The sequence below is a fragment of the Paenibacillus pedocola genome, from assembly GCF_031599675.1.
Taxonomy (GTDB): Bacteria; Bacillota; Bacilli; order Paenibacillales; family Paenibacillaceae; genus Paenibacillus_AQ; species Paenibacillus_AQ pedocola.
Genome location: NZ_CP134223.1, coordinates 4,709,972 through 4,731,823, shown reverse-complemented (window position 1 = coordinate 4,731,823; position 21,852 = coordinate 4,709,972). Strand labels below are relative to the sequence as shown.

26 protein-coding genes and 3 tRNA genes are annotated in these 21,852 nt (G+C 50.3%); 22 read left to right on the top strand and 7 right to left on the bottom strand.

Annotated elements, in window-relative coordinates; genetic code table 11:
• From pyrF to QU597_RS21025, 7 genes are all read left to right on the top strand, one after another.
• Positions 1-780: an orotidine-5'-phosphate decarboxylase gene (gene pyrF, locus QU597_RS21055; RefSeq protein ID WP_310829700.1), complete on the top strand. Its 780-nt coding sequence runs from the start codon at positions 1-3 to the stop codon at positions 778-780.
• Complete coding sequence (gene pyrE, locus QU597_RS21050) at positions 777-1,418, top strand: orotate phosphoribosyltransferase (RefSeq protein ID WP_310829699.1); 642 nt, start codon at positions 777-779, stop codon at positions 1,416-1,418. The genes pyrF and pyrE overlap by 4 nt, the downstream gene beginning before the upstream one ends.
• Positions 1,419-1,853: 435 nt before the next feature.
• Positions 1,854-1,930, top strand: a tRNA-Met gene (locus QU597_RS21045).
• A gap of 44 nt (positions 1,931-1,974) precedes the next feature.
• Positions 1,975-2,048, top strand: a tRNA-Ile gene (locus QU597_RS21040).
• Between the two features lie 452 nt (positions 2,049-2,500).
• A complete protein-coding gene (locus QU597_RS21035) occupies positions 2,501-2,974 on the top strand; it encodes a GNAT family N-acetyltransferase (protein ID WP_310829698.1) in 474 nt (157 codons plus the stop codon).
• A 46-nt stretch (positions 2,975-3,020) separates the two neighbouring features.
• Complete coding sequence (locus QU597_RS21030) at positions 3,021-4,085, top strand: leucine-rich repeat domain-containing protein (RefSeq protein ID WP_310829697.1); 1,065 nt, start codon at positions 3,021-3,023, stop codon at positions 4,083-4,085.
• 40 nt (positions 4,086-4,125) lie between these two features.
• Positions 4,126-4,332: a hypothetical protein gene (locus QU597_RS21025; RefSeq protein ID WP_310829696.1), complete on the top strand. Its 207-nt coding sequence runs from the start codon at positions 4,126-4,128 to the stop codon at positions 4,330-4,332.
• A gap of 88 nt (positions 4,333-4,420) precedes the next feature.
• Here QU597_RS21025 and QU597_RS21020 read toward each other — a convergent pair whose 3' ends face one another.
• Both QU597_RS21020 and QU597_RS21015 read right to left on the bottom strand, forming a co-directional pair.
• A complete protein-coding gene (locus tag QU597_RS21020) occupies positions 4,421-5,404 on the bottom strand; it encodes a hypothetical protein (RefSeq protein WP_310829695.1) in 984 nt (327 codons plus the stop codon).
• Entirely contained in the window at positions 5,401-5,895 is a 495-nt protein-coding gene (locus tag QU597_RS21015; protein WP_310829694.1) for an RNA polymerase sigma factor, read from the bottom strand. The genes QU597_RS21020 and QU597_RS21015 overlap by 4 nt, the downstream gene beginning before the upstream one ends.
• A 177-nt stretch (positions 5,896-6,072) precedes the next feature.
• On the opposite strand from QU597_RS21015, the gene QU597_RS21010 reads away from it, so the two are divergent.
• The 3 genes from QU597_RS21010 (at position 6,073) to QU597_RS21000 (ending at position 9,175) form a co-directional block, all read left to right on the top strand.
• Positions 6,073-6,915: a pirin family protein gene (locus tag QU597_RS21010; protein WP_310829693.1), complete on the top strand. Its 843-nt coding sequence runs from the start codon at positions 6,073-6,075 to the stop codon at positions 6,913-6,915.
• A gap of 111 nt (positions 6,916-7,026) precedes the next feature.
• Positions 7,027-7,899 (top strand): class I SAM-dependent methyltransferase, encoded by an 873-nt coding sequence (locus QU597_RS21005; RefSeq protein WP_310833371.1) that lies wholly within the window; start codon positions 7,027-7,029, stop codon positions 7,897-7,899.
• Positions 7,900-8,407: 508 nt separating this feature from the next.
• Positions 8,408-9,175: a 2-phosphosulfolactate phosphatase gene (locus QU597_RS21000; RefSeq protein WP_310829692.1), complete on the top strand. Its 768-nt coding sequence runs from the start codon at positions 8,408-8,410 to the stop codon at positions 9,173-9,175.
• Positions 9,176-9,332: 157 nt separating this feature from the next.
• On the opposite strand, the gene QU597_RS20995 is transcribed toward QU597_RS21000, so the two are convergent.
• Positions 9,333-9,878, bottom strand: coding sequence for an ImmA/IrrE family metallo-endopeptidase (locus tag QU597_RS20995; RefSeq protein ID WP_310829691.1), 546 nt, complete (start codon positions 9,876-9,878; stop codon positions 9,333-9,335).
• A gap of 121 nt (positions 9,879-9,999) precedes the next feature.
• Entirely contained in the window at positions 10,000-10,176 is a 177-nt protein-coding gene (locus QU597_RS20990; RefSeq protein ID WP_310829690.1) for a YjfB family protein, read from the bottom strand.
• Positions 10,177-10,418: 242 nt separating this feature from the next.
• Between QU597_RS20990 and QU597_RS20985 the strand changes: the two genes are divergently transcribed.
• From QU597_RS20985 to QU597_RS20975, 3 genes are all read left to right on the top strand, one after another.
• Positions 10,419-10,577 carry a YjcZ family sporulation protein gene (locus QU597_RS20985; RefSeq protein ID WP_206105362.1) on the top strand — a complete coding sequence of 53 codons (159 nt, stop codon included), beginning with the start codon at positions 10,419-10,421 and terminating at the stop codon, positions 10,575-10,577.
• A 155-nt stretch (positions 10,578-10,732) separates the two neighbouring features.
• Positions 10,733-10,945: a hypothetical protein gene (locus QU597_RS20980; RefSeq protein WP_310829689.1), complete on the top strand. Its 213-nt coding sequence runs from the start codon at positions 10,733-10,735 to the stop codon at positions 10,943-10,945.
• On the top strand, positions 10,935-11,204 hold the full coding sequence (locus QU597_RS20975) for a LexA family transcriptional regulator (RefSeq protein WP_310829688.1): 270 nt from the start codon (positions 10,935-10,937) through the stop codon (positions 11,202-11,204). Before QU597_RS20980 ends, QU597_RS20975 begins: the two co-directional genes overlap by 11 nt.
• 92 nt (positions 11,205-11,296) lie before the next feature.
• On the opposite strand, the gene QU597_RS20970 is transcribed toward QU597_RS20975, so the two are convergent.
• Positions 11,297-11,734, bottom strand: coding sequence for a NucA/NucB deoxyribonuclease domain-containing protein (locus QU597_RS20970; protein ID WP_310829687.1), 438 nt, complete (start codon positions 11,732-11,734; stop codon positions 11,297-11,299).
• Between the two features lie 169 nt (positions 11,735-11,903).
• Here QU597_RS20970 and QU597_RS20965 point away from each other — a divergent pair, with 169 nt between their 5' ends.
• Complete coding sequence (locus QU597_RS20965; RefSeq protein WP_310829686.1) at positions 11,904-12,320, top strand: cytidine deaminase; 417 nt, start codon at positions 11,904-11,906, stop codon at positions 12,318-12,320.
• A 137-nt stretch (positions 12,321-12,457) separates the two neighbouring features.
• A complete protein-coding gene (locus tag QU597_RS20960) occupies positions 12,458-13,924 on the top strand; it encodes a glycosyl hydrolase (protein WP_310829685.1) in 1,467 nt (488 codons plus the stop codon).
• Between the two features lie 7 nt (positions 13,925-13,931).
• Here the strand turns inward: QU597_RS20960 and QU597_RS20955 are convergent, their stop codons facing one another.
• Entirely contained in the window at positions 13,932-14,426 is a 495-nt protein-coding gene (locus QU597_RS20955) for a PH domain-containing protein (protein WP_310829684.1), read from the bottom strand.
• A 190-nt stretch (positions 14,427-14,616) separates the two neighbouring features.
• On the opposite strand from QU597_RS20955, the gene QU597_RS20950 reads away from it, so the two are divergent.
• Both QU597_RS20950 and QU597_RS20945 read left to right on the top strand, forming a co-directional pair.
• On the top strand, positions 14,617-15,270 hold the full coding sequence (locus tag QU597_RS20950; protein WP_310829683.1) for a hypothetical protein: 654 nt from the start codon (positions 14,617-14,619) through the stop codon (positions 15,268-15,270).
• Positions 15,271-15,487: 217 nt separating this feature from the next.
• Complete coding sequence (locus tag QU597_RS20945; protein WP_310829682.1) at positions 15,488-15,823, top strand: YolD-like family protein; 336 nt, start codon at positions 15,488-15,490, stop codon at positions 15,821-15,823.
• Between the two features lie 4 nt (positions 15,824-15,827).
• On the opposite strand, the gene QU597_RS20940 is transcribed toward QU597_RS20945, so the two are convergent.
• On the bottom strand, positions 15,828-15,989 hold the full coding sequence (locus QU597_RS20940) for a hypothetical protein (RefSeq protein WP_206101428.1): 162 nt from the start codon (positions 15,987-15,989) through the stop codon (positions 15,828-15,830).
• 138 nt (positions 15,990-16,127) lie between these two features.
• On the opposite strand from QU597_RS20940, the gene QU597_RS20935 reads away from it, so the two are divergent.
• The 5 genes from QU597_RS20935 to QU597_RS20915 all read left to right on the top strand — a co-directional run bounded on the left by QU597_RS20935 (position 16,128) and on the right by QU597_RS20915 (position 21,849).
• The gene (locus QU597_RS20935) at positions 16,128-16,808 is read left to right on the top strand and encodes a M15 family metallopeptidase (protein WP_206101427.1); all 681 of its coding nucleotides are present in this window, start codon (positions 16,128-16,130) and stop codon (positions 16,806-16,808) included.
• 79 nt (positions 16,809-16,887) lie between these two features.
• Positions 16,888-17,340, top strand: a complete 453-nt coding sequence (locus QU597_RS20930; protein WP_310829681.1) for a WGxxGxxG family protein — start codon at positions 16,888-16,890, stop codon at positions 17,338-17,340.
• A gap of 145 nt (positions 17,341-17,485) precedes the next feature.
• Positions 17,486-17,571 (top strand) — tRNA-Leu (locus QU597_RS20925).
• Positions 17,572-17,954: 383 nt separating this feature from the next.
• Complete coding sequence (locus QU597_RS20920; protein WP_310829680.1) at positions 17,955-20,414, top strand: GH39 family glycosyl hydrolase; 2,460 nt, start codon at positions 17,955-17,957, stop codon at positions 20,412-20,414.
• A gap of 205 nt (positions 20,415-20,619) precedes the next feature.
• On the top strand, positions 20,620-21,849 hold the full coding sequence (locus QU597_RS20915; protein WP_310829679.1) for a PTS sugar transporter subunit IIC: 1,230 nt from the start codon (positions 20,620-20,622) through the stop codon (positions 21,847-21,849).
• Positions 21,850-21,852 lie beyond the last annotated feature (3 nt).

The following is a 21,852-nucleotide window of genomic DNA, read 5'->3' as shown; positions in this document are numbered from 1 at the left end:
ATGGAGCAGACCCCAGAACAGGCCCAACATGAGAGTATCGGTCATATCACCAAACGGGATGAAATGGCCGGAAGGCTGATGATTCCCCTTGACTATCCTGATGCAGCCGAGGCCAGGGTACTGATCGATAAGCTGGAAGGCATCCCGTGCTACCTGAAAGTTGGCATGCAGCTGTTCTATGCAGCTGGACCGGACTTTATCCGGGAGCTGAAGGACCGCGGGTATTCCGTGTTCCTTGATGTCAAAATGCATGATATCCCGAACACCGTCCGGGGTGGAGCGGAGAGCATCACAAGGCTCGGCGTGGATATGTTCAATGTCCATGCTTCCGGCGGCAAGGCGATGATGACAGCAGCTCTTGAGGGGGCAGCGAAGGCAGTCAGCCTGCATCCTTCACTGCATATTCCGCTGATTATCGCGGTGACACAGCTTACGAGTACCAGCCAGGAAGTCATGAATGGAGAAATTGGCATTGCCGGGAACGTAGAGGATACCGTGGTGCGCTACGCCCGTCTGGCGGCAGAAGCCGGCCTGCACGGCGTCGTTGCTTCCCCGCAGGAGTCTGCAGCAATCGCTGCCGCCTGCGGTCCGGAGTTCGTTACTGTGACTCCGGGTATCCGTCCGGCAGGCGCCTCTCTAGACGATCAATCCCGGGTTATGACGCCGGGACAAGCTATCCGGCAAGGCAGCCACTTCCTTGTAGTGGGCCGCCCGATTACCGCAGCAGCCGATCCGCGCGCAGCTGCACTATCAATCATTGAGGAGATGACTCAAGCATGAGTACATTATCGAATACAAGCGAACAGGTCGCTGCTTATCTATTGGAGATTGGAGCGGTTGCACTGCGCCCGCAGGAACCGTTCACCTGGACTTCCGGCATCAAATCACCGATCTATTGCGACAATCGTCTGACCCTGTCTTTCCCGGAAGTGCGTAACTATATCGCAAATGGCTTCGCAGAGCTGATTAAATCCAGCTATCCCGAAGCTCAGGTGATCGCGGGTACAGCGACTGCGGGTATTCCGCATGCGGCCTGGGTGGCCGACAAGCTGGACCTGCCGATGGCTTACATCCGTGACAAGGCCAAGGGCCACGGCAAACAGAACCAGATCGAAGGCATCATCTCTCCCGGCCAAAAGGTGATTGTGATCGAGGACCTGATCTCCACCGGTGGCAGCTCGATCAAAGCCGCGCAGGCAGTAGAGGAAGCAGGCGGAGAAGTGCTGGCAGTATTGGCGATTTTCAGCTATGAGCTGGACCGTGCCACTGAAGGCTTCGCTGCAGCCGGAGTGCCCCTGCAAAGCCTGTCCAACTACACCACCCTCATAGATGTGGCCCTGAGCCAAGGAAAGATCGCCGAGGGCGATGTAGCCCTGCTGCAATCGTGGCGTAAAGATCCGGCATCGTTTGGAGTGTAAGTCTAGGCACGGCTGATTAAGTTAACACAAGCTTGAGTCCGGCGTGCCCAACTGGCCGCCGGGAGTACATAACATGCGGGAGTTCCGGTTTTTCAGTTATGAAATCCGGAAGTCGCGCATATTTTTTTATCATAGTGGGGTATCCTATAATTGCAGCGTTGAACAACAACCTCAAGGGAGACATCCATCATGAACTGGATATACTTTGCAAAGCTGTTCAGGACGAGATTTCAAGCAGGCTGCCTAGCAAAAAGACTGGAGCAGGACGGCTGGATTTACGGCTATCATGACCCGCGGTTTGTAGAGATTTACCGTTCACGGAAAGGCCGTTACGGGGTGCGATTCTTACCCTGACGAATTAACAATTTCATCCTTGACTTTAGGGCCTTATTTAATGTATATTAACTATTGTCGCTGTTTGAATATGATTACTGACGCGGGGTGGAGCAGCCCGGTAGCTCGTCGGGCTCATAACCCGAAGGCCGCAGGTTCAAATCCTGCCCCCGCAACCAATTTATTTTCCTACAGCCATCGTACATTCGGATACTTTAGATCCGGGCCCTTAGCTCAGTTGGTTAGAGCGGTCGGCTCATAACCGATTGGTCACAGGTTCGAGTCCTGTAGGGCCCACTTCACTAAACCCCTTGCCTAGCAAGGGGTTTTTGCTATGTTTAGGGTTGTTGGGAAGGAATTCCTCCCATGTAAGGAGAATGTAGTCTATACAAATCTTAAAGGGAATAGAGGCAGGACATGCTTAAAAAAGTTTGGAATGGAAATCCGCGCTGGTTCACATTAATCTGGTCATTTATTATGCTGACTTACATTCTGTTAATGGTCTTCCGCCGGAATGACGAAATAATGACGGGGTTGTTATTTGTTTTGTTTGTAGCTGTTGGGGTTCGGGATTGGAATAAACTAAGAAGACTTGCGGTATTTTCTTTTATCTTAGCTGGCGTATTTCTAATCATAGATTTGAAAACGATGTTAGGGTAGCGTTTTTCCCATATTGCAACTGCAGGCCGTCTTAGATCAGACGGTTTTTTGCTATCAAAATACCCTCTGGGTGTAGGGGAGGATGCATAATGGAGTTAAGAAAGTTTACGGAAGAGGATATTAATCAGATCGTCTCTATATTCTACGAAACAGTGCATTCCGTGAACAAACGGGATTACACCGGGGAGCAGCTTCATGCCTGGGCACCCAAAGATGAAGAGCCGCTCAAGCTGAAGACTTGGAAAGACGCGCTGAGTCACAATTTTACCTATGTTGCGGAAATCAAAGGTGAAATCGTTGGGTTCTCTGATATGACTCAAGAGGGGCATTTAGAAAGACTTTTTGTTGATAAGGATTTTCTGCGGCAGGGGGTTGCTTCTGCTTTGGTGAACACACTTGAAGCTGAAGCAAGGCGGTTAGGACTTAATGAAATGGATACAGAGGCAAGTATAACTGCCAGGCCATTTTTTGAACGTTTAGGATACCGGGTTATCCAGCAGCAGGTGGTTGAACGTAAAGGTGTCGAGTTAGTGAATTTTAAGATGGTGAAAACACTACGCTAATGTCAGCGGCCGCATTTACTCCGAACGGAAATGGAGACTGGACACGATGAGAATGTATACCGACCCTAGAGGCGAAGCATATGAGCAGGTAATTGATCTGGCGATATCGAATTCGGAACGTTTTGTGCTGGGGGAGAAGATTCCAGCCGATATGGCAATGCGGGACCGGTACACAAGTGTTTTGGAGACGCTGGAGCCTTATCTGTTGAAGACCATCATAATCCCGGACAATAATTTGGATGAATGTATGCGAATCAGGAAGACCTATAACAGTCATGCCTTCTATAGCGCAGGGACGTATTATTTATACCGATGCTGTGAAGAAAGCGGGAAGCTGCTGAAGCAAATGGCAAACCGGTTGTCGGACTGGATGTACCCTAATCTGCCGGAGGACTTGTGTTTCTTGAGAAAAGGCGGCGGAGATTACCTGTACTCGGTGGTACATGAACATATGTATGGGATGGATGTTACTGAGGAAGAAGCAGGTGAGCTGATGGAGCAGGTTACGGGACTCTTTTTGGAATTAAAAGCACACCGTGATCTGGATCATCTGCTGGACGATGCCATTAAGCATAAAACCGACTGGCTGTATATAAGCGGACATAGGCTGACGGAGCTGCCTGAACGAATCCGGGAGCTTACCGAGCTGCGGGAGCTGGAGATTTTTGAACAGGATCTATATCGTCTGCCCGAAGGGTTGTTCGAATTAAGCAAGCTGGAATGTCTGAAAATTTTATCTGCTGATCTGGGGGGCATTCCTGCAGCTATAGGCAAGCTAAAGAATCTGAAAGAGCTGTCTATCCGGTGTGCAAGTTCGGACCGGCCGGCTCCCGGGTATCAGGCCAAGCCCAGGGAGGAGATCGGCCTAAACCGCATCCCGCCGGAGATCGGGGAACTGGAACATCTTGAGCAGCTGACGATTCAATACACCTCGATCCGTGAACTGCCGCCTGAACTGGAGCAGCTGAAGAACCTGCAATTCCTGGATATCGGTATGTGTCTGATCGAACGGAAGCCCGAATTTCTGGGTGGTATGAAGCAGCTGAAATACGTTAATGTGTCACGCAAATCGTTGCTCGAAATGGCATTAGACAATCCGCCCGAAGCATAAAGGTTAATAATAACCCTTCGAAGGGGAGTGAGCTAAGCCTGTGCTTCATCATCAGGAATTCAAAGTGTATATTATAACCACTGGCGATATTATGCGGTTCTTTGTGATAGAGATCATAATCGGGACAGTGACATATGCTCTGGCGAATAAGATATTTCATAATTTTATTCTGGCAAGCGCAGGCGGCTGGGTGGGCACGGAGACGATCAAACGGGTGAATGCTGCTGTGAAAATGCTGGTGAAGTAAAAATACAGCCCCGCCTCAACAAGGCAGGGCTGTATTTTTGTGTTAAAAGGTCACTCCCGGAGGGGCATGCGGTGGTCCGGTTTCTTTTTTACTGTTCCATGCTGTTCCACAGCGCTTGGAACGCACCGGATTCGACTTCGAAAAATACCGGCGCATCGCCATAACGAACGAGTCCTTGACCAAAGAGTACCAGCTGAACCCTAGTCTTATCTTGGAGCTCCAGATAGATGACCTTGCGGTCTTCGCTGTCATAGATGCCCTGTGCGATCAGCGGTTCTGCTGCGAGCGGTTTCGCTGCCAGGAGTGCTGACAGGAAGCCGTCAAGCGTTTCACTTCCGCTGAGCGGCGCGTACTGTTGCAGTCCGTTATTCCAGCTGTCGAAGCTCTCCCACTGGGCGGAAGCGATCCGGCCTTCAAGATTCAGCTTGCCGATCAGATCGGCTCCGCTGTTTACAGTTATGCCGTTCGTATGCTCATACAGCTCAGCGAATACCTGACCGTCGATTTCCGAATAGGACATAATCAGGAAGCCGGAATCGTATCCCTTCACGGTATAGATATCTGTCTCACCGATATTGGAGGACAGCTCGGTGTATTCGTCTTTACCGCTCAATTCGTCGATGCCGCCTGTCGTCCGTCCCAGACGGTCACCGCGCAGCGCGGCTGCATCAGCGGCTTCGATACGTGTAGCAGACTGTGTATAAATATTCCCCTTATACACAACCAGCGCAATCATGCTTGCCTTAACACCCGAGCTTGAATCCGGCAGCTTCAGCTTGGGAATGACGACACTGCCGGCCGAAGCGGCTCCGCCTGTGCCTGATGTCCCCGGGTCCACCTGTGCCACTTCTGCAGGTGACGCAGGCCCGTTTAACTGGTTCCAAATAGTAGGTGAAGCCAGACCGATTCCGGCGGCGAGTACGATGCTTGCTGCGATAAATATTGTCTTACGCGGACGTTTTGTCTCCTGATGCTGCTCCATTTTGGCGAGCAGTCCTTTTTTCATCTCTTCGCTGGGGTTCATTGAATCCACCGCTTTCTTATAGGTTGATCGAAACTGATCCTCGTTCACTGCGGTTCCGCTCCTTCCAGCTCCAGTTTTAACAGCTGCCGTCCTCGCTTTAACCTCATCTTCACGGCGGACTCACTGATCTGCAGTATTTTGCTGATCTCCTGGACGGGATAATCCTCGTAATAATACAGATGGATAACAGTCTTATACTTTACGGGCAGGGCCAGCACCAGCTGTAGCATTGCCAAATCCTCGGGGCTGTCCGCTGTAAGCGGCTCGGCACCCTCCAGCTTAATCTCGCGCTTACGCCAGCCTCTGCCCAGCGATGTTTTGCAAGTGTTGGTGAGTACACGGATCAGCCATGCCTTTTGATGTTCGGCATCCTTGAACTCCGGCGCTTTCTCCATAAGCTTGATGAAGGTGTCCTGAGTGGCTTCCTCGGCATCCTGGCGGCTGCCCAGATGAACCAGGGCAATCCGGAACAGCATTTTTGAGTAGGTTTCATAACTCTTTATCACATCATTCCCCGGCCGGGACATGAATCGCTGCATGATGCTCTGCCCTCCTTTACCTATAACACCATTAAGAACGGGATTTGGTCACATTTTGTTTCCGGGAAATTGACAAACAAAAAGAGAAGTGTTAAATTAACTATATAAAATATAGTAAATATAAAAATAATAGTTAAGAATAGAGCTGAACTACAACTCGTTAAGGAGGAGAGCATTATGGAACAATCTGCAGTTAAAAGAGATATAAGTGAAGTCAGAAAGGTTGTTCTAAACCAGGTGAGTGCAATCCATTCGGCAGGGCCGGTACTTGAACCGGGAAATTGGGCGAAGCATGATCCTTTTCTGCTGATGATGGAGGATAAGTTTCAGAAGGGATCCTTTGACATCCACCCGCACCGTGGAATGGAGACGGTAACGTATGTGATCTCTGGACAGATTGAACATTACGACACTCACAGCGGGGAAGGCGGGGTGCTCGGGCCGGGGGATGTGCAGTGGATGACGGCAGGCAGCGGAGTTGAGCATAATGAAGTGCCCTCTGAAGGGATGACTGCGCATTCCCTGCAGCTTTGGGTGAATCTGCCGAAGGTGCACAAGATGACTACGCCGCGTTATCAGAATTTGAAAAGCGGGGATATGCCTGTACGGCAGGAAGCTGGCGCAGCCATAAAAGTTTTCTCCGGATCTTCCAAGGGAGTGGCTGGTCCAACCCGCAACTATGTTCCGGTAACGATGGTGGAGATGACCATTGAGCCGGGTTATACAGTCACGCAGGATTTGCCGGGCAGCTACAACGGGTTCATCTATGTTCTTGAAGGCGACGGAACCTTTGGAAACAACAAAGCAGCGGCTTCTAAAGGCCATGTCTTATGGCTTGGTGAAGGCGGCAGCGGAGAAAGTGAAGTGGAAATTACGGCGGGAGAGAAGCTGCGAGTGCTGTTATATGCAGGTGAACCTGTCCGCGAACCGGTAGTCGCCAGAGGACCGTTCGTTATGAATACGGAAAGAGAGATTACGGTGGCGTTCAGTGAGTACCGGCAGGGGACTTTTTTGAAATAAGATCTGTGAAGTAAAAATAGTATGGAAACAGGCAAGGTCATCCTTACGGGGCTGGCCTTTTTTTATGGTATAAATAAGACGATGTGATATTAAGCAGATTTGGGATTGTGGATGAAGACTCTAAAATGTAGTAAACTTAGTAGCCTGGAAATAATTCCATATTTTATCAAGGGGGACTATATGCAGGAACAACTGGCACGTGCGAATAAGGTGGCTTGGGAATCGAAGGCATATCAGGCTTGGGTAGAGCATCACGGATCTCCGGAAGAGCAGGCTAGTAAATTAAAAATGGACCCGCAGCACCCTTTGCGTTATTGGTTAAAGTACCTTGGTAATCCATCAGGAAAGAAAATAATCAATCTGCTGGGTTCCCATGGCAAGAAGGCGATCGCGTTAGCCCTGTTGGGCGCTGAGGTTACCGTGGTCGATATTTCAGAGGAAAACTGTAAGTATGCCGGTGAGGTTGCGGCTGCTGCGGGGATTCCTTTGAACTATATCTGCTCAGATGTATTGCATATCCCTGATGAAGAGACGCTGGGCCAATTTGATATTGTATTAATGGAGTTTGGGATTTTGCATTATTTTACAGATCTAAATGATATTTTTGCTTTGGTCAGCAGAAGATTAGGCGCAAATGGCCGGTTGATGTTAACGGACTTTCATCCGTTTGCCAGGACATGGAGGACAACGGTAAATCTCCAGCATCCGACAGGGAATTATTTTGACGACACGGTCCGGGAAGGCGAAATAGCTTTTGCCAAACTGCTTCCTGAAAAAGAGCGTTCTGGACTGGGTAAGGTTTTGACGCGGGGATGGACGGTTGGCGATATTATAACGGCAGTGGCCGCTAACGGGTTATATATCCGTACCTTTGAAGAAATACCTAATGCCCAGGACCCGAGCTTTCCGGAATTTTATACGCTGATTGCGGATAAATGTGAGGTTCCGCTGAAGAGCTTACGGATCGGTCCGGATGAAGGCTAATGATTTCCTATTCACCCAGTCAGGCAGCGGCTAATTTACATAGTCTATGGTGTACTCAATTATGAAGGAGGAATTTAGAATGGGTTGTTACGGTGAAAATGTAAGTCCGGTTGGTGGAGCTAACTGCGGAGCATATGCTAGCCCCTTCACTTCTAGTGCTGCAATTCTGGTATTGTTCATTCTGCTCGTAATTATTACTAAATCTTTCTGGGTATAGAGCCTGGGAGTGCAACTTAAGCAAACATTTAGCACTGCTTCAGATTCGTTTAAGCTTCGGGATATATATTAATTACATGACCCCCAGTTAATAGACCTTGACCCTGCCGGACGTTCGGTAGGGTCACTTTTTTTGCCGTTATAGAACGTGAACTTGAGGTATTGCAAGATCCGTCTGTTTCAAAAATAATTAAAGAAAGCCGGCGATTGACGGTTTGGGAGTAGCAATCTATGGGTAACTCCCTCTTTGAAGGATTGAGAAGAATTCTTAGAACCGGAAGGAGGGAATCCTGTGTATTTTGATCAGTCACCTTATGAAATTAAGCTGGACTGGGGACGGAGAGGGGCCAGGGCAGCAGCAGAGCGCGGGGACATTGTGATTATTGTTGACGTGCTTAGCTTCTCGTCTACGGTAGTAACGGCGGTTCAGCATAAAGCCAATATTTATCCGTATCCTCCGCCGATTAATGAAACCGCTAAAGCTTATGCCAAGGAGCTTGGTGCCGAAATGGTCTGGGGGAGATCAGAAGCTATAAGAGTGGGGGGCCACTCCTTATCGCCGTTGTCCTTCAGCTCAGCCGACTATGCCCGTGACTTTGTATTATGTTCCTTGAACGGAGCAGCCTGTACATGGATTGCAGCACAAGTGCCGGCTCTGCTTATCGGCTGTCTGTTAAATGCTTCTGCTGTTGCAGATACCGCGAACCGGCTGAAGCTTGAAATGGACGTGAATATTACGGTAATCCCCTGCGGCGAGAAGTGGTCGGATGTTATGGAGGGGGAGGATGAACTGCGCCCGGGCATCGAGGATTACCTGGGTGCAGGTCTGATTCTCTCCCGGTTAGCCGGAACGAAATCTCCGGAGGCTGAGGTGTGCATTGGCGCTGTGAAGTCCTCCGGTCATCGGATCAGGGATTTGATCTGGGAATCTGCCAGCGGCCGTGAACTGCGGGAACGCGGATATGAAGATGATGTCACGTACTGCTGCCAAGCAGATATCAGCTATGCGGTACCAATGCTGCAAGAAAACAGGTTTGTAAATGCCGGCGATCCCGTTTAAGCAGGACAGATTTTAGCTCATATTCAGCTGGGTTTCATAATGGCTTAAGCCGGAGGCTGTATAGTAAGCACATACCCCCTAGTAATAGATATAGACCTTGCCGGACGCCGGCGGGGTCATTTTTTTGGGGAAATACTTGCGGATAGGAAACAAGCAGTTACCGGATATGCCGGTGATGGATGAGATTTCTGTCTTCGTTTCTTTCCAGCACAGCCATCAATTGCCCCTGAAACACCCGTCTCTGAATCTGGTCAATCCGCTGTATGGCCAGTTCCTCCGGAACCTGAAACGTTGTGGCAATGTAGTGAATGGCATCCTCGCGCAGCTCCGGCAACGGTCTGGCAGAGATCATGGAGTAGGGCATAGCCGCATAAAGAATAAAACGCTCCGATTCGTCCTGCTGAGCCTGTGTAAAGTGTCCGGGCATCAGACTGCGGCTTCCGGCATGACGGAGCAGATGGCAAAGCTCATGGAGAAATTCCAGGCGCTGCAGCTCGGGGGGGAGCCGGTTGTCTAAAAACATGGTGTACATCCCGGCAGAGGCCTCAATGCTCTTGCTGCGTACATCCAGATAATGAACCCAGATATTCAGCCGTTCGGCGATGTAATTAACCGATATGTCCGACGGCTGCCGCACTTGCAAACGCTGATATAAATCCTCGGTCCAATTCTCCAGGGCGGTCATTTGGTAATAAGACTGCATGTAATCACCTCAATATAAGATCGTATGTTCGTATTTAGGGGTAAAAGAAAAGCCCGAAGGGGCTAGTAGTTGCCGGATTCATACCGGAACTGATGTTCTTATGTATCTAAGCATAATGCAATTAAACCTGAATATCAAGTGTTTTTCCAAGGGCCGGATGCGGACTCTGCTGGAGCATTTGGGCTATATTCTGCCCTTGAAGCTCAGCGGTATTCTTGGCAATACTCATGACCTGCAGCCCGACAGCCTGCTGTAAGGACGCCTGGCTCATTGCAATGGATAGAGCGGCAATGTCCATTTCGTACCTCCTGAATGGGTTATAACCCGTTTTTTTGAGAATGCTGACCTATTAAAATCCCTGGTTTACCAGCCTTCCTGTAATGTATATCGTCTGAATCGAGCGGTTTATTTAGGCGAAGCGGATATTGTTTGCCGGTTGGCCCAGACTGCCGATCTGCCTGCAACATATTCTGTGCTGTGTAAGAGATGAACTTGAGCATCACGTTTCATGTATTTCATATCTCAGAGGAGGAATGAATTATGGGTGCAGAGTATGGTTGCGGTTGCGGAAATAACGTTGGCGGGGTGAACCAGGGACCTCCGGCGGTTATGCCGGTTGTAAGCCCATGGACCTCAACGAGTGCCATTCTGGTGCTGTTCATTCTGCTGGTAATTATCACCAAAGCCTGTATATTCTAAAGGATTTTATGGTAAGTGCAGCCCCGTCAGGCAGAGTGCCTAAGCGGGGCTTTCACTTGGTATTATGTGTTATCACGATCATGTTGCATAAAGAACATTTGTTCGCATATAATACATATAATTATTTCGGAAAAGTGTGATAAGGGGGACTTGAAGTGAAGGTAAGAGACCTGGAAAAGCTGATCGGACAAGTAATTGAAATCATCTATGAGGACAAATCGGGCAAAATCACCCAGCGCAGCGTGGAGGTGCACGGGATTAAAGGGGACCTGCTGCGGGCCACTTGCTTAACTACAGGCGGTCCCAGGGTATTCAGAACCGGCAGTATCCTGGCCTGGCGGCGGGCCAAGGCGCGTCATGCTGGATGATACTGCCCGCAAGCTGCTGCGGATTATGTGTCACTTCAGAAGCCACTTCGGGCGGATGCCGCAGCTTAAGGAGCTTGCTAGGCTTAGCGGGCGGAGGGAGGCTCAAGTGATGTCCGGCCTTCGTGAGCTGGCACTGCAGGGGTTTATCCAATGGCAGCCGCCCCAGCCCGTAGAGGCAGCGGTAATTCTCATTGCCTGGGAAAGTCCGGAGCCAGGGGCAAAAGTGACCGGCACCGGCAGCGGTCACTGGACCGATTGAAGCACCTGCAGAGAGTGGATAGCCTTGAATCTGCAAAAACCCCCTGCCGATACTGACGGCAGGGGGCTACTCCATACGTATGCGGTTCTTGTTTACTTGAACATGAACTCTACCCGGGTTCCGTCGGCATAATCTTCCAGCTGATTACCAACCCAGCTTCCGGCCCCGCGGTTGTCACTGGGTGTTATGTATTCAATGTCGGCACCGCTGCCGCCTTCGGCACACATCGCCATCGGCCATTCATCGCGGTCGTAGCCCTTCTTGGTTGGCACACCGGACAAGGATTCCTTGCGGTTCTCTTCGGCATCTTCCCGGCTGATAGTGCAGACGGCTGATTCACCGCTCTCAATCGCTTCCTGGATATGCTCGGCGGTTTCGGGATAACGGTCTGCCGGGAACTCCAGCTGTACAATTTCAGAGTCATCTGTAGAAGGTGGCGTGACGGGCGGGTTATTTTCCTCAAACCAGTAAGCCACCAGGACCAGCAGTAGAATGATGATCAGAGTGGAGATGAATTTCTGTTTTTTCACATGGTCCTCCTAAGGTGTGGGGGTCATAAAGTCTCTGTCTATTAAGTATTATATCTTAAAACAAACGGCTTTTAGTATACTAAATTAGGACAAGGTTACCACGAAGTGAGTTTTGGCGGAACCCTGCGATGAGGCACAAGGATTGCACAACGTTTAGGAGGACAAGCACATGGAAGTTGAGATTTCGATTGAGGACCAGACCCTGATAGCTTCTGCTAAAGAGATTATCAGAAAACGATACGCATGGGAGCGGCATCATGTCAGTGCGGCGTTGCGCACGAAGACGGGGGAGATTTTTACAGCTGTTCATCTGGAGGCAAATCTGCCGCGGGTTAGCGTATGTGCCGAGGCAATGGTTATCGGTAAAGCGATTTCCGAGGGGTACCAGGAGTTCGACACCATTGTTGCCGTAAGGCACCCGGATCCGGACAGTGAGGATAGAGAGATCAAGGTTGTATCGCCATGCGGGATGTGCCGGGAGCTGATCGCGGATTACGCCAAGGATTGCAAGGTGATTGTACCTGCGGAAGGGACCCTGGCCAAAGTGGATATTCTTGAGCTTTTGCCGCTTCGGTATGCGAGGTAAGTGACAGTATGTGACAGCAATAGCCGTAATGGTAATTATACATATTGAAAACATGAATATTTTGCCGAATGCTCAACATTCGCCGCGTCCTTGTCACGGTTGTCCCCATACAATGGTATAAAAGGTTGGTGGGAAGAATGGAACAACGCATCCTCCGGGATCTGCTCGACTCGGCGTCACGGCTGGTGAACGATATCCGCTGGCAGGCGTCCTTCCGCAGCTTGGTGATGGAACCTGCCGATACGGCTCTTGCGCCCCCGGCGAAGAGCTTGCTGAAGAAGCTGTATTCGCTGCAGGGCAAAGGCATCATCAGCGGACAGCATGATTATCTGGAGAGTCCGGATGAGTACAGCAATAAGCTGAAGAATACAGGAGGATTCTATCCCGGACTTCACGGCTATGAGCTGGGGGCCATCAGCAACCAGACAGAGGCGGTTATTGCCGGCCAGCGGCAGGCGGTGGTGGACAGTGCCGTTCGCTGGCATAAGGCCGGGGGAATCGTAACGATGAGCTATCATGCCAATCTGCCGGGGACGGCTCCGGCCTGGTCCAATGTCTCCATGAGTCTCAGCGAGGCTGACTTTGCCAGATATATCACTCCGGGAACTGTCCAGTATACTGCGCTGCTTGCAGATCTCGACAAGACGGCGCTGTCTTTACAACAACTGAGCAATGCAGGTGTTCCTGTCCTGTGGAGACCGTATCACGAGATGAACGGGGGATGGTTCTGGTGGGGGCAGAAAAGCCGCTTCTCCGAGCTGTGGAACCTTATGTTCGAACGGTACACAGAGGTTCACGGACTGCACAATCTGCTGTGGGTATGGAGTCCGAATGCCAAAAATCAGTGGTCGGGCGAGCCTGCGGACTACTATCCCGGTGCCGGCAGGGTAGATGTACTGGCCCTTGATATTTACGATGGAGATTTCAAGGCAAGCCACCATGACGGACTGTGGGACCTTGGACGCGGCAAGCTGATCGCCATAGGGGAGAACGGAGAGCTGCCTTCTCCGGCAGTCCTTGCGAGATCCCAGAGCAAATGGTCCTACCAGATGACCTGGGGCAAGCTGTTGTATGAAAAGAATACGGACGCTGTGATCAGGGCTTATATGAAGAACAGTTTTGTGATCACACGGGATGAATATAGGGTCCAGGCTGCGGGAACGGAAATAACAACTGCTGCGGGAGTTAAAGGGGAGTATTTTAACAATATTACACTAAGCGGAGCTCCGGTACTGGTTCGCACAGATCCGGCGGTCAACTTCGTCTGGAGACAGTCTAGTCCTGATCCGGTGGTAGCCTCCGACAACTTCTCTGTGCGCTGGAGCAGCTGGCTGAAAGCGGACTTCAGCGAGAGCTATACGATTTATTCTTCTTCGGATGACGGCATCCGGGTGTGGATTGACGGGGGATTGGTGATTGACAGCTGGATTAAGCAGAGCGGGCAGGAGCGAAAAGGCAGCGTGAATCTGACCGCCGGCAGGCTGCATGAGCTGAGAGTAGAGTACTACGAAAACCAGGGCGATGCCAAAGCAGTTCTGATGTGGGAAAGCCCCAGCCAGCCAAAAGTCATTATTCCAGCCGGGGCCTATATTCTTGCTGATTGAACGGCAATCAAATCTGTTCGCGGTAGCTGATATTGTTGGCAGTTTTTTCGTCACGCACCGCTTTGCGCAGCACATCTTTAACCGTGAGCACCTTGCGGATTTTGCGGAAAAGCAGCTGCGGGGACGAGGCGTCATCGGAGAATACAGTCAGAGTCCCAATGCCGAGCAGTCGGTCCGAAAGGGTCTGATCTACCGAGAAGTCATTAACCCGCAGCAGCTCGATTTCTTCCAGATCTTTGCCGATCAGTCCCGACTTCACCATAATCCGCTGGCTGGTAATCGTATATCTGGTCGTGTTAAGACCAATCAGGCCCTTGATCCGGTCAGAGAGGCCGGCAGGCTTGCCCTGCCAGAGCTCGGTTTCCGGGCCTCCCCCGGAGGCGGAGCCGCCCGCAGGACGGCGCGGGGCCGCTGAAGCAGCGGTGTCCGTACCCGCTCCGCATTCTCCGCAGAATTTGGCGCCTTCCTTATATTCAGCGCCACAGCTGGTGCAATAAGGCATAGATATCTTCCTTTCTTACTACAGGATGAGATTATATTTATTATAGCAGGGATTTCCAGTCACTATGGAGGTCTCTTTGCTATGAATGCGCTTTATTTATAGGGGATGTGGATTTCGAGTCTTTTTTACATAAAATTTCATTTGCACTTTACAAAACCCGCCATTATTCTGTTAAGTGGAGGGATTAGAAATGAGAAAAACCTTACTGACAGTTTTGCTTATTATGGTCGTTGTCCTCAGCGCCTGCAGCAATGATAGTTCTGCGCCTGCTTCTGAGGAAGAAGTGCAGGAAACTGTACAGAACTTTTACAATGAAATGTCGAAATTCGATGAGATGGGCAAATCTTCTCTGGAGAGCTTCAATACAACACTGACTTCTTATTCGACAGGAAAAGCCACCGACAAAGAACTGGAGAAAGCGGTCGATGAATTCCAGGACACAGCATCGGATATTGCCGATCAAGTCAAGGATGTGAAGATCTCCAAGAATCTGCCGAAGAATGTCCAGACCTTGCTTATGGATGCTGCAATTGCGTTCCAAAGCGCCTATTCCATTAAAGAACAGGCTTCGCAAGGTGCAGTTTCCCCTGAGGTTACTGCGGATGAGTTCAACGCTTTGAATCAGCAGGCGGATGTGGCGATGCTGTACGGCATCTCCAAGCTGAATGAAGCGAGAGTAGCTGTAGGACTGCTTGAGGAGGACAGCGCTGCTGAGGCTGAGCTGGGAACAGCTGCCGGAACTGCGGCGGAGACAGACGGGTCGGCAGATACTGCCCAGAAGAGCGGGGCAAATGCCGGTACCTCTACGGTTACAGGCTCAGAGTCAGGCAATACGGCGAATTAGAGATTTTTTTGGTGAAAAGATAGTCCCCATTAAGGCGCTGCACACCATCATGTGCGCGCCTTTTGCATGTAATCTGAAGCCTGGCAGCACTACAGTTATTTACCTGTTGGCAGCTTTTTCTGCTTGATTAAAAGATAGCTCTACGGATATAATACAAACATACGTTCGTGTTTTATGGAGCGCAAGTGACCTTACCCAATCGGAAGGAGAACGGAAAATGAGCAAAAAGCTGGAGGATCGTGGTCTGCTTGAGCACAGCCGGATGATGCTGCCTGAGCATAAGCGCCGGATTAGCAATGAGGAACTGGAGACACTGCGCCGCGGCCAGCTAATTCTGGATGCGCAGAAGGTGGAGGAAATCGAGTGTACGCTGGCGCTGTCGCTGCGGACGCATGTCCGAGTAACAGTGATTCTGTATGATCCCTCTGGGAACAAGCTGCTGAACGGATTTGTTACCTCCATTCATACCCACTCGCGGGAAATTAAGCTGCAGTGGGCAGAGGAATGGAAATGGATTAACGTAGACGACATCGTAGAGGTATACATAGTCTAGAGGCTTATTTTGCGGCGGAGGCTTCCGTTTTCTCATAAGCAATTAGCGTAACGGCGTTGTTGCCGGTGATTTGGGCAATAGCCGCTTCGGCTTGCCGGATAATCTCTACCGCATTCTCCTGGTCGCTTAGTGCGGCTACCTTGTAGCTGTCGCTGTGAATGTCCATAGACTCATCCCACCTTTCGCGGGTAGTGTGGCCTTTTTTGCGGATAATCATTCAATTGGACATCTATGCGTTGACCCCGGGGAAACCGTACAAGCAAAGCGGGAAGAGGGGGCATTTACTATACCAGGGGGTGAGTACATGCTGACTTTAGATCAGGTGAAGAGTAAATCAGCAGGCTGGCTGGGCAAGCTTCATCCCGTGCTGCTGGCTGGTGCGAGTGCGCTAATCCAAAGGTGCTACGCCAAAGGAATTCCGATCGTCATTACCCAGGGGATGCGGACGATTGCTGAGCAGAATGCGCTTTATGCGCAAGGCCGGACAACGAAAGGAAACATTGTAACTAATGCCAGAGGAGGCAGCAGCTACCACAATTATGGTCTGGCGATTGATTTTGCCTTGCTTCTGCCGGACGGGAAAAGCATTTCCTGGGATACCTCCCGTGACGGGAATAACGATAGGATTGCGGACTGGCAGCAGGTGGCGCAGGAGGCGAAGAAGCTCGGCTTCGCATGGGGCGGGGACTGGACTTCTTTTAAAGACTATTCTCATCTGGAGATGACCTTCGGGCTTACCACTGAGCAGCTCCGGGCCGGTAAACAGCCGACGGTACAGCAGGTGAAGGATGCCTTAGCCCTGATTAATGGAACCGGCAGCGAGACGGATCCGGCCATCAGTGTCACATTGAATGGAGTCAAGATTACCAGCGGTTTTCTCGAGAACGGAACAACCTTCGCGCCTGTACGGGCAGTGGCCGAGGCGCTTGGAGCCAAAGTATCTTATGATCCGGTGAACAGGACAGTAAACCTCGTCAGGGAATAAGGATTGCTTGCATAGATGTTGCACGATGTGGGGAAATTATCAGCGAGATACCACACTATCCTCAAAGGGGGCATACATCTTGAAGAAGCTGATCACAAGCCTGGCATGCGGTACCGTGTTATCCATTAGCCTGCTGGGATCCGGTTATGCAGCCAATGCAGCTGGTACTGGCGGAGGAATGGGCACAGCGGTTCCCGATACCGGAACAACCGGCACAAGAACACAAGGAGTACGTGAGATGAACGGTACTGGTACCCATCTGATGAATCAGGGCAATACCATGATGAATCAGACCACAGGAACCATGCGTAAAGGCGAGAACATGGTGAGGGACGCGGTCACTCCGGGCGATAACAATAGGGTCTCTCCGCTGAACAACACAACGCAGACCGGCAGATACCGGGCCACCAGTACAACCACCAATGCCAACAACAATGATGACAACGACTCGAACTGGGGCTGGCTCGGCTTAGTCGGCCTCCTGGGGCTGGCCGGCATGCGCAGCAGAAGCACTGATCGTGACCGCCGCTAGCTCATCCTAAGCCTTACAGAGCAAAGCCCGTCCGGCTAATCCGGAACGGGCTTTTGCTATAAATAAAAAAACATCGGAATTTAGATTGCGTGTTTGAAGGATACGTGATATTATATTTCTTGTCGCGTTACAACGCACATATTATGCCGGGGTGGCGGAACAGGCAGACGCACAGGACTTAAAATCCTGCGGTACGTGAGTACCGTACGGGTTCGACCCCCGTCCTCGGCAGTACAGTGAAAACCTTGAGAAATCAAGGTTTTTTTGTGTTTTCTTTTAAAAATTGGAATTTAAAAAAGATCTGATTACTTACTCCAAACAATTAATTTGGGAGTATCATGAGGGCCGAGCTTTTTTTGAAGGGGAAGTCATTACGACTGTTCTCTGGGGCAGTATGCTCTGTTGGCAGAAGAGTAACGTAATATAGGTGCAGTCCTTGCGGAGAGATGATATCCGAGGGTGCTGCTCTTTTTTCGTCAACCTTTGGTGTTACGCGCATAAGCCCTCCTCATATTGATAACTTAAAATCGATCTGTCTATAATAAGCGGTATGAAGGGGGGAGCAGACGATTCGCTATTTATACGAATTTATTCAGCATCAGGACGATCTGCCGATGAAGCTCTTCGTGAATTCCGTACAGCATATTGATTTTCATTGGCATAAGGAAGTTGAGATCCTGTATGTTCTCCATGGCTCGATTAACATGTATCTGGACCAGAAGCAATATACGCTCCAGGAAGATGATATTCTCGTGATAAACAGTATGTCGGTTCACAAAATTGAGCGGACCCATCAGGATAATGTGTTGTTAACCCTGCAGTTCGGCCCGGAGCTGCTGAATAATAATGCGTTCATCTCCTGCAACTCTGCCGGGGATTCCGGGCAGGACCAGTCGCGGCTGCACAGCATCAAGCACAATCTTGCGCAAATGGTCTGGGAGATTAACAAGAAATCGCCGGGTTATCACAGCTACACGATAGGCAGATTACAGCTGTTATGCGGATGCCTGCTGAGATATTTTGCAGACGGGACGAATCCGGCGGTGGCAGAAGGAAGCAAGGATAACGATTATAAAAGACTGAACAGTGTCCTCACATACATCGACCGCCACTACAATGAGAAGATTACGCTGCAGGCTATGGCGGATTCCGAGCATTTAAGCCTGCATTATTTTTCCCACTTCTTCACGGACAAAATTGGGATTCCCTTTCAAAAGTATTTGACGCTTATCCGCCTGGAAAAGGCCCAGCTCCAGCTGGCAGAAAGCGATAAGACCATCTCTGAAATTGCCCTGGATTGCGGATTTGCCAATGTAAAGCTGTTCAACAAATATTTCAAGGAAAAATACGGCTGTACGCCGGGCTCATACCGGGAAGCCTCGCTCGCACCGGAACCGCACCGGCTGAATCTGAACCGCAAGCCCAAAACGTATGAGGAATCCTCAAGCGGAGATTATTATGAGATGGACACGATGAACGCCATAGGAGCACTGTACCGCTACCTGGACGTCAAAACGGATGCGGATCAGTCCAGCGTTCCGCTGCCGGCTGCTCTTGCGGCTGCCCCCGAGCGGATTGAGGTTCGCACAGATCAGCCGCCGGCTTTTTATAAAAAGCACTGGAATATCACCACGACAGCCGGAAGAGCTGTAGAAGGACTGCGCGAGGATTGGCGGAAGCAGCTGTCTGCCTTGAAGGGGACAATCCCGTTCCGGTATATCCGGTTTCACGGCATCTTTAATGATGAGATGATGGTATACAGTGAGAATGAAGATGGCACACCGGTCTATAACTGGTCTTATGTGGACAAGCTGTATGATTTCCTTCTGGAGCAGGGAGTCCGGCCATTCGTTGAATTGAGCTTTATGCCGGGCCAGCTGGCGAGGTCCAAAGAAACGTTGTTCTGGTGGAGAGGCAATATCAGTCCGCCGTCAGATCCCGCCAAGTGGGAAGCGCTGGTCCGGGCCTTCATCCGTCATTGTCTGAACCGTTACGGGGCGGATGAGGTGAAGCAGTGGTATTTCGAAGTGTGGAACGAGCCTGATCTGGCAGGGGTCTGCTGGGCGGGCAGCAAGGAAGAGTACTTCGCTTTTTACGAATCTACCGTTCATGCGATTAAATCGGTGCTGCCGGAGCTGAGAGCAGGCGGTCCCGCCATGGGATACGGTTCCATCTGGAACGATACCTGGGCAGAAGACTTTTTAGCTTACTGCAGCTCGCGGGAAGTGCCGCTCGATTTCTTTTCGTTCCATATTTATTCGGAATACCCCAAGCTAAAAACGGATGAAGGCCGTTTGACCCGGATCATGCCCCCGGCATTTTTCAAAGAAAGCATTGACCGTGTGCGGCAAAAAATGAATGAGGCACGTTACAGTGACGTTGAGCTTCACATTACCGAGTGGAACTTTTCGCTGTATGACCGGAACCTGCTTCACGATACGATGTTTATGGCCCCGTTTGTCATCTACCAGACGATGAATACGCTCGGGGACGTGGAGGCGATGGCCTACTGGTCTTTTACCGATGTTTTTGAAGAAAGCGTCGTTCCGGCTTCCCCGTTCTATGGAGGCTTTGGCCTGATCAACCGCGATGGGCTGAAGAAGCCAGGGTATTATGCGTTTGAGCTAATGCAGAAGCTGGGTGACGAGCTGCTGATGCAGGGGGATGGTTACACCTTTACCCGGAAAAGCGACGGAAGCCTGCAGTTTCTGTTCTATCACTACGTGCATGTGGATCAGCTGTTTGCGAATGGAGACTGGTCGGAGCTATCCGGTTCAACCCGCTATGATGTATTTGAGGAAAAAGGCAGCAAAGCCTTTGAGATCAATCTTACCCGGCTCACAGGACCCTATAAATGCACCAGCTATCGGCTGGACCGGGAGCATGGGTCGGTATTCGATGAGTGGATGACTATGGGCGCGCCTGATTTTTTAACACAGGACGAAATTCAGTATTTAAACAGCAGAAGCGGTCCGGTCATCCGGACAGAGCTTGTAGGGCAGGAAAGCTGGTGCAAAGAAATTGTACTCCCGCCTCATGGGGTGCTGCTGCTCCAGCTCGAAAGGCAGTTTTAATTGGAAAATACACCGCGCAAACATCCCTTTTCTGATGAAGGGGTGTTTTTTGTTGTTTATTTTGGGTCGAAGCAGACAAGCTAGTACAAGAGGCAGGAAGTAGGCAAAATACGAACCCGGATGCGGCAAGTTACAACAAGAAAACGGTATCATTAATCTCTATACTAGGGTTGTAGCAGTTAAGAGAAAGACAGGGGGAATTTAGATGAAGCGTTTCATGAAGTGGATGACAGAATCGTTTGCACCTAGATTGGAGGCGTTTACGAATAATCTCTGGGTTGCTTCCATTCAGGAAGCCATTATGGTGGCGATTCCGATGATTTTTATCGGCTCGATTATCACACTCATTTCAATCTTGAAGGATTTCATTCCGGGGATGCCGGATCTTACACCCATCACGACCTTTAGCTTCGGGTTATTGGGGATGTTTATTGCTTTTTTAACGCCGTATACAGTCATGGAAAAAAGAGAGCGCCACAAAATCAAGCTGCTGGCGGGAATGAGCGGGGTATCGCTCTTCGTGATGCTGCTTAACCCGACCCTAAATGAAGACGGAACCATCCAGTTCATTCTGGAACGGTTTGGGCCTTCGGGGATGATTACGGCACTCCTGGTCGGTGTGTTTGTTGCTCTTGTTATGAATCTTTGCCAGAAATTTTCGTTCTTCAAAAAAGGCTCTTCCCTTCCGGAATTTATTATGGACTGGTTCGATTTTCTCGTGCCGATTGCCTTGATCTTAACTACAGGATGGGTTTTGGTATATCCGCTTCACTTCGATATTTTTGCACTGATTGTAAATGTGTTCGAGCCCATCAATGCCATGGGTCAAAGTCTGACCGGCTTTGTATTGTTCAACTTTATCGGCGTGGTGCTGTATTCCTTCGGCGTAAGCCCATGGGTGATGACTCCGATCTGGTACGCCATATGGATCCCTGCCATTGAACAGAATGCAGCCCTCGTCGCAGCCGGACAGGATCCGGTCAACATCAATACGTTCGAAACCTTTTTCTCCGGCTGGCTGGGTATCGGCGGAATGGGAGCCACTCTGCCTCTGGTCGTCTGGTTCCTGCTGGCCCGGTCCAAAAAATTGAAGTCTGTCGGCAAAGCGACCATCCTTCCGTCCTTGTTCAATATTAATGAGCCAGTTGTGTACGGGGCGCCGATTGCGTTCAATCCGCTCCTTATGGTTCCAATGTGGATTAATGGACTGGTTACGCCGATTCTCGTGTATATCGTCCTCGATATGGGGCTGGTCCGGATTCCGAGCCAAATCTTCCAGCTGTGGTATACCCCGATCGGGCTGTCTACCTATCTGATGAGCGGATTTAACGGACTAATTCTGCTGGCGGTGGTTCTGCTGATTGTGTTTGCTGTATGGTTCCCGTTTTTCAAGCTGTATGATGCCCAGGAGCTGAAAAAGGAACAGGAAAATTAATCT

Coding starts and splice junctions, on each gene's coding strand:
- QU597_RS21030 (WP_310829697.1), top strand. CDS start 3,021: ATGAGAATGTATACCGACCCTAGAGGCGAAGCATATGAGCAGGTAATT.
- QU597_RS20965 (WP_310829686.1), top strand. CDS start 11,904: ATGGAAGTTGAGATTTCGATTGAGGACCAGACCCTGATAGCTTCTGCT.
- QU597_RS20915 (WP_310829679.1), top strand. CDS start 20,620: ATGAAGCGTTTCATGAAGTGGATGACAGAATCGTTTGCACCTAGATTG.
- QU597_RS20950 (WP_310829683.1), top strand. CDS start 14,617: ATGAGAAAAACCTTACTGACAGTTTTGCTTATTATGGTCGTTGTCCTC.
- QU597_RS20920 (WP_310829680.1), top strand. CDS start 17,955: ATGAAGCTCTTCGTGAATTCCGTACAGCATATTGATTTTCATTGGCAT.
- QU597_RS20940 (WP_206101428.1), bottom strand. CDS start 15,989: ATGGACATTCACAGCGACAGCTACAAGGTAGCCGCACTAAGCGACCAG.
- QU597_RS20955 (WP_310829684.1), bottom strand. CDS start 14,426: ATGCCTTATTGCACCAGCTGTGGCGCTGAATATAAGGAAGGCGCCAAA.
- QU597_RS20975 (WP_310829688.1), top strand. CDS start 10,935: ATGCTGGATGATACTGCCCGCAAGCTGCTGCGGATTATGTGTCACTTC.
- QU597_RS21010 (WP_310829693.1), top strand. CDS start 6,073: ATGGAACAATCTGCAGTTAAAAGAGATATAAGTGAAGTCAGAAAGGTT.
- QU597_RS20995 (WP_310829691.1), bottom strand. CDS start 9,878: ATGCAGTCTTATTACCAAATGACCGCCCTGGAGAATTGGACCGAGGAT.
- QU597_RS21005 (WP_310833371.1), top strand. CDS start 7,027: ATGAAGACTCTAAAATGTAGTAAACTTAGTAGCCTGGAAATAATTCCA.
- QU597_RS20935 (WP_206101427.1), top strand. CDS start 16,128: ATGCTGACTTTAGATCAGGTGAAGAGTAAATCAGCAGGCTGGCTGGGC.
- QU597_RS20945 (WP_310829682.1), top strand. CDS start 15,488: ATGAGCAAAAAGCTGGAGGATCGTGGTCTGCTTGAGCACAGCCGGATG.
- QU597_RS20990 (WP_310829690.1), bottom strand. CDS start 10,176: ATGGACATTGCCGCTCTATCCATTGCAATGAGCCAGGCGTCCTTACAG.
- QU597_RS20985 (WP_206105362.1), top strand. CDS start 10,419: ATGGGTGCAGAGTATGGTTGCGGTTGCGGAAATAACGTTGGCGGGGTG.
- pyrF (WP_310829700.1), top strand. CDS start 1: ATGGAGCAGACCCCAGAACAGGCCCAACATGAGAGTATCGGTCATATC.
- QU597_RS20960 (WP_310829685.1), top strand. CDS start 12,458: ATGGAACAACGCATCCTCCGGGATCTGCTCGACTCGGCGTCACGGCTG.
- QU597_RS21015 (WP_310829694.1), bottom strand. CDS start 5,895: ATGCAGCGATTCATGTCCCGGCCGGGGAATGATGTGATAAAGAGTTAT.
- QU597_RS21035 (WP_310829698.1), top strand. CDS start 2,501: ATGGAGTTAAGAAAGTTTACGGAAGAGGATATTAATCAGATCGTCTCT.
- pyrE (WP_310829699.1), top strand. CDS start 777: ATGAGTACATTATCGAATACAAGCGAACAGGTCGCTGCTTATCTATTG.